Annotated in this window: 11 protein-coding genes; 10 read left to right on the top strand and 1 reads right to left on the bottom strand. The window is 40.1% G+C overall.

Annotation, left to right across the window (positions count from 1 at the left end; genetic code table 11):
- Window positions 1-146 precede the first annotated feature (146 nt).
- Together WC631_00680 and dnaK are read left to right on the top strand one after the other, a co-directional pair.
- A complete protein-coding gene (locus WC631_00680; protein MFA6226990.1) occupies window positions 147-476 on the top strand; it encodes a hypothetical protein in 330 nt (109 codons plus the stop codon).
- 196 nt (window positions 477-672) lie between these two features.
- Window positions 673-2571, top strand: coding sequence for a molecular chaperone DnaK (gene dnaK / locus WC631_00675; GenBank protein MFA6226989.1), 1899 nt, complete (start codon window positions 673-675; stop codon window positions 2569-2571).
- Window positions 2572-2797: 226 nt separating this feature from the next.
- Here dnaK and WC631_00670 read toward each other — a convergent pair whose 3' ends face one another.
- Window positions 2798-2989: a hypothetical protein gene (locus WC631_00670; protein MFA6226988.1), complete on the bottom strand. Its 192-nt coding sequence runs from the start codon at window positions 2987-2989 to the stop codon at window positions 2798-2800.
- Window positions 2990-3074: 85 nt separating this feature from the next.
- Between WC631_00670 and dnaJ the strand changes: the two genes are divergently transcribed.
- The 8 genes from dnaJ (at window position 3075) to WC631_00630 (ending at window position 12261) form a co-directional block, all read left to right on the top strand.
- Window positions 3075-4166 (top strand): molecular chaperone DnaJ, encoded by a 1092-nt coding sequence (gene dnaJ, locus WC631_00665; GenBank protein MFA6226987.1) that lies wholly within the window; start codon window positions 3075-3077, stop codon window positions 4164-4166.
- A gap of 323 nt (window positions 4167-4489) precedes the next feature.
- A complete protein-coding gene (gene tyrS, locus WC631_00660; protein ID MFA6226986.1) occupies window positions 4490-5668 on the top strand; it encodes a tyrosine--tRNA ligase in 1179 nt (392 codons plus the stop codon).
- 213 nt (window positions 5669-5881) lie between these two features.
- A complete protein-coding gene (locus tag WC631_00655; protein MFA6226985.1) occupies window positions 5882-6505 on the top strand; it encodes a hypothetical protein in 624 nt (207 codons plus the stop codon).
- Between the two features lie 77 nt (window positions 6506-6582).
- Window positions 6583-6960 carry a hypothetical protein gene (locus tag WC631_00650; protein ID MFA6226984.1) on the top strand — a complete coding sequence of 126 codons (378 nt, stop codon included), beginning with the start codon at window positions 6583-6585 and terminating at the stop codon, window positions 6958-6960.
- A 3-nt stretch (window positions 6961-6963) separates the two neighbouring features.
- Entirely contained in the window at window positions 6964-8082 is a 1119-nt protein-coding gene (gene speD / locus WC631_00645; GenBank protein MFA6226983.1) for an adenosylmethionine decarboxylase, read from the top strand.
- 17 nt (window positions 8083-8099) lie between these two features.
- Entirely contained in the window at window positions 8100-8894 is a 795-nt protein-coding gene (locus WC631_00640; protein ID MFA6226982.1) for a hypothetical protein, read from the top strand.
- A gap of 39 nt (window positions 8895-8933) precedes the next feature.
- On the top strand, window positions 8934-10559 hold the full coding sequence (locus WC631_00635) for a HAMP domain-containing sensor histidine kinase (protein ID MFA6226981.1): 1626 nt from the start codon (window positions 8934-8936) through the stop codon (window positions 10557-10559).
- A 283-nt stretch (window positions 10560-10842) separates the two neighbouring features.
- Window positions 10843-12261, top strand: coding sequence for a radical SAM protein (locus tag WC631_00630; protein ID MFA6226980.1), 1419 nt, complete (start codon window positions 10843-10845; stop codon window positions 12259-12261).
- Window positions 12262-12278 lie beyond the last annotated feature (17 nt).

The raw sequence follows: 12278 nt of genomic DNA, 5'->3' as shown, positions 1-12278 counted from the left end.
TAAACCACCTTGCTGGGGTGATTTATCTTTCTACTTGTATTATACACCCATTCATTCTTTTTGTCAAGCAAATTTCATATTTCATCAATAAATACAACAAATTAACCAATATTTGACTTCTATATAAATATGCTATAATTGACCCAATGTTAGCTTTACAAACACAACCCACGAAAAGTTTATCAACCTCGTGGCAAGCAAAATACATCAGAAAGGCGGTCCAATTGCCAAATGGCTCGTGGGCTTTGGTTGTCTTTGAATTGGTTGAAGTAAATGGAAAAATTGTCGCAAAAGCGGTCTGCGGAAAAATCCTTGGTGAGAAATGTTTTGATCAGGAAGTTATCCTCGCTTTACCTGCATATTTTGAAAGAGAAACTATTGAACCAATAGTCAGCCCATTCTTTTCTTATATTTCAACTCTTGTAAAAGATTTAGCTTTTATCACTTGTCAGCAACCCAGAGCTCCTACTTTTTAATAATGAAGCAGAAATTTCCGAAGGAAATTTCTGCTGTAATCTATCTAATCCAGATTTTTAAATATGGTAATTTAAAATTTGGATGTTATCGCCAACGTAAGGTGAGCGAAATAAAAGAGTAATCTTTTTTATTTCCGAACCGAGGCAGGCGATATAAAGGGAACACTTTATATTAATTTTAAATTAAATATTAACTATGAGTAAAATAATCGGTATAGACTTAGGGACAACCTTTTCAGCCGTTGCGGTTATGGAAGGTAATGCTCCAAAAATCTTAGAAAACGCAGAGGGTGCGAGGACAACGCCGTCTATAGTCGCAACGACAAAGACAGGTGAAAGACTTGTTGGTCTTCTTGCAAGACGCCAAGCCGTCACAAATCCAAAAAACACAATCTTTCAGATAAAACGTTTTATGGGTCATCAGTTTGACGATGCTGGAGTGCAGAAAGATAAGGCATCCGTTTCATTTGATGTCTTGAAAGCCTCAAACGGCGGAGTAGAAGTCGCCATGGCAGGAAAAAATTATAGGCCAGAGGAGATCTCGGCTATGATTTTGCAGAAACTCAAGAATGACGCAGAAGCTCGCCTCGGTGAGAAAATCACCGACGCAGTCATCACCGTTCCCGCATATTTCAACGACTCACAAAGACAAGCTACAAAAGATGCTGGGCAGATTGCCGGGCTTAATGTATTGAGAATAATAAATGAGCCGACAGCCGCAGCTCTTGCATATGGTCTCAATAAAAATAAAAATGAAAAAATCGCTGTATACGACTTTGGAGGTGGAACATTCGATATCTCGATCCTTGAAATAGGCGACAGCGTCGTCGAAGTCCGCTCAACAGACGGGGACTCACACCTCGGTGGTCGCGATATAGACAAGAGAATCGTTGACTGGATGGCAGAACAATTCCAAAAAGAAAACGGTATTGATTTGAGAAAAGATGCACTTGCACTTCAGAGGCTCGACGAAGCTGCAGAAAAAGCCAAAATAGAGCTTTCAACGGCTGTCGAATCAGAAATCAATATTCCGTTCGTCACTTCAGGCACAGACGGACCAAAGCATTTGCTTATCAAACTCTCAAGGGCGACTTTGGAAAACCTGATCAAGGACTTGATTGAGAGATCGATAGAAATTACAAAAAGAGCACTTTCTGCTTCACCATTCAAGATGAATGAAATTCAAGAAATAATAATGGTTGGAGGTCAGACAAGAATGCCAGCTATTGTAAAAGCTGTAAAAGATTTGTTTGGTAAAGAGCCGAATATGTCTGTGAATCCAGATGAGGTCGTCGCCGCCGGTGCCGCAGTACAAGGAGGAATCTTGAGGGGAGATGTCAAAGATGTTCTCTTGCTTGATGTTATTCCGCTATCACTCGGTATTGAAACAATGGGCGGAGTTGCAACACATTTGGTTGAAAAGAATACGACAATCCCTACAACAAGAAGCCAGATATTCTCGACAGCAGCAGACAATCAGACTTCTGTAGAAATCCATATCGTCCAAGGTGAAAGACCGATGGCGAGCGACAACAAAAGCCTCGGTAAATTTATCCTAGACGGAATACCACCTGCGCCAAGAGGTATGCCACAAGTTGAGGTCGCCTTTGATATCGATGCAAATGGAATACTCAATGTAAAAGCAAAAGACAAAACGACAAATAAAGAGCAGAGTATCAGAATCGAGGCAAGTTCAGGGCTCAAGAAAGAAGATATTGAAAAGATGAAAAAAGAAGCTGAGCTTCACGCCGATGAAGATAAGAAAAAGAAAGAGGAAGTGGAGGTCAAAAATATTGCCGACCAGATGATCTACACTGCAGAAAAAGCTATCAAAGACAATGGTGCAAAGATTACACCAGAAATTATAAAAGGTGTGGAAGATAAGATTTCCGCTTTGAAGACTGCCAAAAACGGCACGGATTCAGCTGCGATAAAAACAGCGACAGAAGCCCTTTCAGCCGAGATGCAAAAGATAGGTGAAGCGATGGCAAAAGCGCAGAAAGATCAAGCCGGCCAGCAAGGGGCAACAGAGAAGAAAGAAGATAATGTGAAGGACGCGGAGTTTAAGGAGAAGGGTGGGGAAGAGAAGAAATAGAGGCTCGCTCAATACCAGACTTTTTGGAGCACGCATAATTTTTCGCTAAAAATTTGCTCCCTCTCAGGCCGTCGCCTTCCGAGAGTCTCCAAAAAGCCTGGTACTTCGCTCGCTTACTTATTTCTCCTCTGTCATTCTCGTGAATACGGGAGTCCAGGAAATTAAAAATTAAATAAAAAAACGAGGTCGCCACATGGACGACCTCGACACAGGCGAGCTGGTATGGTTAGCTGAATCTCCTGCGAAGAAGATGAGCGCCGACTACACCAGCCAAGACCCCAAGCGGGCCGTAGATTGGATACGAAACTTTGTTCATGATTGCGATAACGATAGCAACAACCAGAACAAAGATTCCACCAATCAACATCCCTTTATGATATGCTTCGGGGCTTACAACAACTATCGTTTTATTCTTCATACTGAACACTCCCTTCTGAATCGTATCAGTAATCAAAGGGTATCATATAACAGAAGAATTGTCAAATCATTAAAATTAATCAAAAATGTCAAAAGACTACTATAAAACATTAGGCCTTGAACGAAACGCTTCCAAAGAAGACATTAAGAAAGCGTTTAGAAAGCTCGCTCACGAGCATCATCCGGATAAGGGTGGAAATCAGGAAAAATTCAAAGAGGCAAGCGAGGCCTATTCGGTACTTTCCGATGATACAAAACGACAACAATACGACACATACGGAAGCGCAGGACCTGCCGGCAGTGGCAGAGGTGCGGGCGGCTTCGGCCAAGGTGGCTTTGGCGATTTTGGTTTTGATTTTTCCGGTTTTCAAAATCAGGCTGGTGGACAAGGTTTTGATTTTGACTTAGGAGATATCTTTGGAGACATTTTTGGCGGAGGTGCGAGACGTGCACCGAAAAAAGGAAGGGATATTTCTGTTGATATGGAAATTTCTTTCAGCGAATCAATCTTTGGCGCCGAGAAGAAGATTCGACTAACGAAAACTTCAAAATGCAATACTTGTGATGGTACTGGTGCAAAAAGAGGCACTGGCATGGAAAAATGTTCGGTTTGCAATGGACACGGAAGAGTACGCGAAACAAAGAGATCCATCTTTGGAAACTTTGCGACAGAAAAAATCTGCGACAATTGCGGTGGTTCTGGAAAAGTTCCTAGAGAGAAGTGTGCTGAATGTCGTGGTGCGGGAATATTGAAAAAAGAAAGTGAGCTTGAGATTAAAATCCCAGCAGACATTGACGACGAGCAAGTGATCCGCCTATCTGGTGGAGGCGAAGCCCTCAAGGGTGGTATCTCTGGTGATCTCTATATCAAGATTCATGTGAAAGTTGACCCACTGTTTTCAAAGGAGGGGAAGAACCTTGTGACTGAATTAAACATCAAGATTTCCGACGCTCTACTTGGCTCAAAATACAGCCTCAAAACCTTGGATGGCGATATAGAGCTTAAGATTCCGGAAGGGGTCGCCTACGGCGAAATCTTGCGAATTAGGGGCAAAGGAGTGCCTATTTCCGCCTCAAAAAGGGGTGATTTGCTGGTAAAAATCAATATTAAGCTTCCGCATAGGCTTTCAAGGGAGGCAAAAGAGGCGGTGGAGAAATTGAAAGAGGAGGGGTTCTAGGAGAAGTATTGTTATTCCGGCGAAGGCCGGAATCCATCTTCGATTCATGTCCTGGATCCCGTATCAAGTACGGGATGACAGAATAGAAAAAGCAGAAAGGGCGCCCCCACCTGTGCACAGGTGGGGGCGCCTTTTCTTTTATTACTTATGTACTTCACGTCCCGGTAAGATTAGGTAAGACTATACGTAAATAAGAACGCGGTCGCGTTATTATTTACGTATTTATACACATGATACATGTATACATTCACATAATACATCCGCACGATACATTCCTATAGTATTGTGGAAATATTCATAGACTTTGATATAATCTTAAGCATATGATAATCACAGACACTGAAAAAATTAATGAGGTTCTTACACGCGGTGTTGAAAGCGTTATAGACAAAGATAAAATCACAAAAAAATTAAAAAGTGGTAAAACTCTCCGTATCAAGCACGGCATAGATCCGACGAGTCCAAATATTCACCTCGGTAGGTCCATCCCTCTCCTCAAACTTCGCGACTTCCAAAATCTCGGCCACAAAATAATTCTCATTATCGGCGACTTTACCGGCGTCATCGGTGATACTTCGGACAAAGAAAGCGAGCGACCGATGCTTTCAGAAAAGCAGGTTAAAGAAAATATGAAAAGTTATGCGAAGCAAGCCGGCAAAATCTTAAACTTAAGAAAAGCCAAAATCTATTACAATAGCAAATGGCTCGGCAAGCTCGGCTACAAAGAAATCTGCATGCAAGCAAATGCTTTTTCTGTCAGCGATTTTATATCAAGAGAAAATATAAAGAAGCGACTCGACACAGGAAAAAGAGTTTCGTTGAGAGAGGTCGTCTATCCGCTTATGCAAGGCTATGATTCAGTAGCGACAGAAGCAGACATTGAAGTCGGTGGCACAGATCAGACATTCAATATTCTAGCCGGTAGGGAATTGCAAAGACTCTACAAACAAGAACCACAAGATATCGTCTTAAACCCTCTTATAGAAGGCCTCGACGGCAGAAAGATGAGCTCAAGCTGGGGCAACACTATCAATCTTTTTGATTCCCCAAATGATATGTATGGTAAAGCAATGTCGCTTAGCGATGAATTGATTATCAAATATTTTACTTTTACAACAAGAGTAGATTTGGCAACTATCGAACAATATAAAAAGGAGCTTGAATCCGGAGTAAATCCTCGTGATATAAAAAAGAAATTGGCCTTCGAGCTTACCAAATTCTATCATTCAGAAAAAGAAGCACAGAAAGCCGGGGAATATTGGGTAAACACATTTTCAAAAAAAGAAGTGCCAACAGAAATGCAGGAGCTCAAGCCGTCCGTAAATGACATTATCACGGTTTTGATAGAAGCTGGTTTCTGCCCTTCAAGAGCAGAGGCAAGACGTAATATAGAGCAAGGCGGTGTAAAGATAAATCAGACAGAAATCTCCGATCCAAAAGCCACGGTAAAAGTGGGTGACATAATCCAGAAAGGTAAGAGATTTTTTGTAAAGATTAAATAGTTTTTTATATTTTAAAAGGCGACTTGAACAAACAAATCACCTTTTGCCTCTTCTCAATCTATTGGATATCGACCAAAAGTTGATGTCTGGAAGGATTTTATTCTGGAAAGTGAGCTTGACAAATACTTTAGATATGCTATACTTGTAGTTATCCAAGGTGTTCTTGGAAAGTAAGTTCTTTCACAATGATTTAAAGAAAAAAGGAGGTGCGGAATGAAAATCGCACTTTATATCGTTGGCATAATGCTCGGCGTTGCCATTCTGTACCTCACTTCCAAGAGTTGGAAGAAAGTGTTACGGATTTTGGCTGGTTACGGGTTGTACTCATGCTGGACCTGGGTTTGTGACAATCCGATTTGGCTTGGTGTCATCGGATACTTTAGCTACCACTTCGGTAATGTTAAAGGAATTGTCATTGGGTCTATCGTGATGACGATCAGTGCCTTTATCAACAACTTTATCTTTCTGGTTTGGTATCAGAGAAAGGAAGTTGACTGGTTGGGCGTTGATGCTTTTGAGACTCTTAGTAAGAAGACGAGGGATCGCACAGACAAGTGGTTTGTGAAGGCCAGAGCAAGAGATCACCGTGATCTCTACAGTCTTTCAATCAGAATTCTTATCTGGTTGGGAACGTTTTTCCTTCTAACTATCGTCGAAGACTCGTTTGTGGCAACAACGATCCTTCGTGGAAGGGTTGGGGGAAGATTGTCTGGCAAGGATTACACCGTATTCGTTTTGAGCACACTAGTGGGTTGCATTTACTGGAGTGCAAGAAACGGCGTCCTCTTCGGAGTAGCAAAAGCTGGTTTCGTTTGGATTTGGAAACTTCTAACCTAGCCTGAAAGGGACTAGAACTGGGGCACACGCAAGTGATGCCCCTTTTACTTTTCATAAAAAGGAATATAATACAAAGTATGCAGGAGAAAAGAGAAGAAAAGCCAAAAGTTGATTACATTATATTGTTGGTTTTGTTTTTTATATTAGTCGCTATTATTGTAAGTTTTATACGCTATTATATCCGTCTTGATTATAATATATATTTACACACAGAGTGTGATCCAACGGTAGAGGTGTGTACAACAGACAGCGACACAAACTATAATAAATTCATAGTCAAAGCCAGCGAATTACAGAAATTCTGTGGAGATAAGCAAGATGACGCCTGTATCTTAGACCTTTATGCAAAAGGCTTGGCTGAAAAACTAAATTGCGAAGAAAATCTTTCAGATTCTGAATCATGCACAGAAATAGAAGGCATTATTGCTTCAGATATTGAATCAGCTAAACAATAGATAATGAAAAACAAATCGCTTGATGATAATAGAATTATCGGGACCCACTACATTGTGGATCTTTTTGGATGTAATAGAAAGCAGATAAATTCTTCTGACTTCCTCAAGAAGGTGCTGATGGAATCAATCAATGGAACGGATATAAAAATACTTAACCACGCATTTTATAGTTTTGACCCACAGGGAGTAACTGGTTTCTTCTTGTTATCGACTTCACATATGTCATTTCACTCCTGGCCTGAACACGAATATATTTCTATTGATATATATAGCTGTTCAAGTGAGAAGATGACAAGGAAAATTGTCGACTACATTCTTGAAAAGATTTGTCACAGAGAAGCGGTTGTAAAGACCGTAGATAGAACTTATAATTTAATTTCAAAGAAAAACGGAAATGAACCTATTATAAAAATGGCTGTTTATAAAGACGGTTCAGAACAAGTAATACACGTAACGAAAAGGGTAGAAAACATAAAATCTCCATTCCAGCAGATTGAAATTGTCGATACGGAAGAGTTTGGCCGCTGTATGATCATAGACAATCTCATACAAACCTCGGAAAAAGACCATACCTTATATGATAGAGCTATACTAAAAGGCCTTTCAAAGACAGACAAAGAAATAATAATCTTAGGTGGGGGAGATGGCTATGTGGCTGAAGAAGCCCTTAGGATTAATCCGGACCTTAAGATAACTATTGTAGATCTTGATGTAGAAGTAGTGAATGTCGCTAGAAAATATTTAGGACAAAAAGTATTTGATCATCCAAATGTAAAATTATACATTGGTGATGCACTACAATATTTAAAGGCCGTGAAAGGAAATTCGGTAGATGGTATCGTCTCTGATTTGACCGACAATCCAGCTCTTGAGTTTGATAATACCTACGCAGAAGACTATACTAGATTCTTTGAGCAAATTGTTCCATTAATAAAGGCACACCTAAACAAAGACGGCTGGCTATCCATACAGGCGGGGACTTCAATTGTCACAAAAAGCCACTTGGATACAGCTAAAATCATAGAAAGAATTGCCAAAAAGACTTTTTCAAAAGTAAACAAAGAAGACGTGTTAATACCAAGCTTCGGGGAAGAAAATTGTTTTATAATTGCTGAAAAATAATTCTTGTAAAGACATATATGAAAGTTGAAGATTTTTATACAGAGCCAGAGGAAGCAGTTAGGATTTTGAAAGAAAGAAGAAGGGATAAGGAACTTGTGAAAAAAGTCACGGATTTCTTAGGGGAGATACCAGAACCAATGTTAAGTGGTGAAATAAATGCGGCCCTTTTTCGTAACATTTTTACTCCTGATTATGAGCTTGATATTTTTTTAGAAAAAACTAAGAAAATTAATGCAAGACCTATTTTATTTGAATACACAGAGGATAAATTCGTGGCCATAAATGAAGATAAGTATTCATTGGGTAAAATGTCATTTTATTTAAACACCGATTCAAAAGGGCACGTTAACACTCGTAGCTTTAAAGTCATAGATTTTGATACAAGTGAAGGTAAATTAATACCAGACATTAATACACTATGGGGAGAATCATTGGTTTCCTTTCATCACAGACTTTTGAAGTCGTTTTATCCTGATAATATGAAGGATATCTTTGACATTTCTCTTTGGTTCCATAAAAATGGACCGTATGCTAAGGAATACTACAAAAAAATGTTTGCTCTGTTTATCTGCAATGGTATACTTTTCGACAATTTTAGGGATCATGGTGAGGAATCCATTTTTCTAAATGAAATAGCAATACCCGCACTTGAATATTTACACGATAAGTTTGGTGAAAAGCCTCTAATATGTAAGATGCAAGAAATCAGTGATGAAAATAATCCTAAGTGGTGGGGGTATCCAAGAGAAAGGTTAGATGAAATTATCAATTTGTCAAAAACTCCATCTATCTACCCACAAAGCTTTACCTAGGTTTTGCTTTTGCATGTAGAATCTTATATAATATAGGATATGATCTTTAATTATATCACCAATATTCAAGGCTGTTTGCAAGCTCTTCAGGAACAAATCCCAGTTGTATTGGTCTACTATTCACACTTGCCAGTTATATTAATAAGTATTTTTTTTGCTCTCTTTATCTTAATTAAGAATAAAAAAGATATCTTATCAAGGTATTTTTCTACCATGGTTATTATATTTGTTGTTTGGGTAATAATAGATCTAATAACTTGGATCATGTGTTATAACGGTTCATTAACCATGTTTGTATGGTCAGTAATGGAACTCCTTGAGGTATCGTTTTTCTTTCTATCTTTCAATTTCACCTACATATTCTTCTTTAATAAAAAGATATCTTTAGGGACAAACCTAATATTACTAATCCCAATTTTGCCCATTTTCTATTTTACAGTCATGGGAATGGTCTTACAAAATTACGACACAATACTTTGCCAAGCAAATGAAAACTCAAATGTCATAAATCGTTTTGTACCCTTTGCAGATATATTTTACATGTGTTTGATTATCTATTCATATATAGTAAGCTTTTTTAAGATCTTAAGACAAAATCGTCTTAAAAACACAATATTCTTTATTGGTATCGCTTTTTTCTTAGCCTTTTATTTCGCTGTACTATATATATCTGATTATGTAGAAAGTTATAACTGGTCACTCATAGCATTGGCTGGCATGCCTATCTTTTTGGCAGTTATCGCTTATATCATCGTCAAATTCAAAGCATTTGATATTAAGCTCCTTGCCACACAGGCACTTGTTTGGTCTTTGATTATTATTATTGGATCAGAATTCTTCTTCATTCAGAGTGATGTAAATAGGATACTTACCGCCCTGACACTTGTGATTTCTGGCTGGCTTGGGCTTGTCATTATCCGCAGTGTCAAAAAGGAAGTTGCTTTGCGAGAGGAGCTGGAGATTGCTAATAACAATCAAACATCTCTTATACATTTCATTTCTCACCAGCTAAAGGGTTTCTTTACAAAGAGCAAGATGATTTTTGCGGGGATTCTGGAAGATGATTTTGAAAAAAGCTCGGATACATTGAAAGCGGTGGCAAAAGAAGGGCTTCTTTCGGACAACAATGCCGTCACTATGATTCAAGATATTCTCGGCGCGTCCAACTACAAAAAGGGGACTGTCGCTTACAATCTAAAAGATGTCGACCTTTCTCTCGTGGTAAAAGATGTCTGTGCCAACTTTGCAAAAGAGCTTGCCGACAAAGGACTTACGCTGAAGACAAATATTTCCGATACACCTGTCGTCGTCTTGGCAGACCAAATACAGATCACGCAAGTTTTCAAAAATCTCATAGATAATTCTATCAAATACACGCCAAGCGGAGGGCTTACTATTTCTCTAAAAGCGGTTATGGTGGAGGGTAAAAAGAGAGCTGTGTTTGAGGTGAGCGATACAGGAATAGGCTTTACGGAGAAAGATAAGACCAAGCTCTTTACCGAAGGAGGTAAGGGTGAAGACTCTCTAAAATACAATGTAAACAGCACCGGCTACGGCTTATATATCGTCAAGAAAATCGTAGAAAACCACGCCGGCAAAATCTGGGCGGAATCCGATGGGAGAGGCAAGGGGGCGAGGTTTTTTGTGGCGTTGCCGGTGAAATAAAGAGGGATTTGACGGTGATTTGATTATTTGTTACGCTTTATAGCAGAAACCTTAGGAGTTCTAAGGTAGTGGTAGTTCATCACAAAGAAAGGGCAAGCCATGAAAAAGATAGGCAGTGCCAAGCGAAGATCCGTGATCGGCAAAATCGATCTCGGCAAAGTCGCACTGAGCAAGTGCCAGTGCGGATGCTCATGCTAATGAGACGCTCTTCGTGGGCTGAGGCTTGGACGTGCGTATCGTCCAGCCTCTTTTTTTAAACCAAAACTAGAAAGGAGAATGGTAGATGAAAAAAATACGTAATCTATCTATGAGATTGTCCTCGTGGACACACCTGTTTTGTGAAAAAGGTAGAGGTCACATTGCCCTTTACCACTCGCTGAACATGGAACTGGTGTTTCTTCGAAAGAAATACCTGCAGGTTGTGGAATTGCTACATTTGGGAACAACGACAGAGCACCTTCATCAAAAGTTCCCTATGTTCTCGAAAGAGATGGTTCGAGTGATAAAAGAACTTTGGCGGACCGGAATGATTGTGGCTGTAGAAAGCGATGATGTAAAGTTACTTGAGGAAAAGAGGAGAATTCATGTTCTACCTCCTGGCCTTGAGACGCTTTATCTCATTGTGACCGACAGTTGTAATCTCCGATGTCGCTACTGCTTCATCAACAACAATATGCCAGAGGGATATCGCCCTAGCATGATGTCGTTTAGGGTTGCGAAAGAAGCGATTGACATGTTCTTTCGGAACCTATCACTCAATCCGCCCGAATATACCGGTCTCAAGAAGACGATTTTCTTCTATGGGGGAGAACCGTTCCTCAACTTCACTCTGATCAAGCAGTCGGTGGAATACATCGAATCTGCTTACAAGAATGAAGTTGTCGCCTTGGGACCAAAGCTACGATTAGCCATTGTCTCTAACGGGACGATGATAACCGAGGAAATCTCTCGGTTTATCGGAGCTCACGATAACATCGATATCGCCATATCGATTGATGGTCCAAAGAAAATTCATGACACCGAAAGGATATGCGTAGGTGGATGCGGATCATTCAACAAAGCGATAAGGGGTGTGAAGCTTCTGAAGGGGGTTGGTGGCAAGAAAGACGTTTCTCTCTCAACAACTGTTGGAGAACACAACATTGACAATCTACCATCACTTCTCAAGCTTCATCGTAGGTATGGCTTTGCCTCAATCAACCTGAATCCTCTGGTCGATACGGCAAACAATACGGTGAGTTTAGAATATATGCAACGTGTTTCCAAACGAATGATCGAGTACTTCAAACTCGCTCGGAAGGAAGGGGTGTACGAAGACAGAATAATGCGTAAGGCAAAGTCCTTTATGGAAAAACGTATCCATGCGTATGATTGCCAAGCTCTCGGGGCTCAGCTCGTCTGTACACCTGATGGTCATTTGGGTGTTTGTCATGAAGGTATCGGTGCTAAGCAATTCTTCTTTGCCAAAGTATCGAAAAACTTCGATTTTCACCACAATCCCGTGATTAGTGAGTGGAAAAGACGAACGCCCTTGAACATGCCACAGTGCTTTGGGTGTCCTGCCCTCGGTATCTGTGGTGGTGGTTGTGCTTATGGATCATGGCTACGAAATGGCAGTATCTGGTCTGTAGACGACCGTTTCTGTATTCACTCCCTAGCGACCCTCAAATGGTTGATCTGGGACCTGTACAAAAGAGTCTAAAGTTCAAGAGAAAGGAA

The organism is Candidatus Paceibacterota bacterium (genome assembly GCA_041663045.1).
Lineage (GTDB): Bacteria > Patescibacteriota > Minisyncoccia > Phycocordibacterales > GWA1-40-21 > Bog-1340.
Note: the sequence above shows the minus strand (reverse complement) of the source record. Positions and strands in the feature narration are given on the sequence as shown.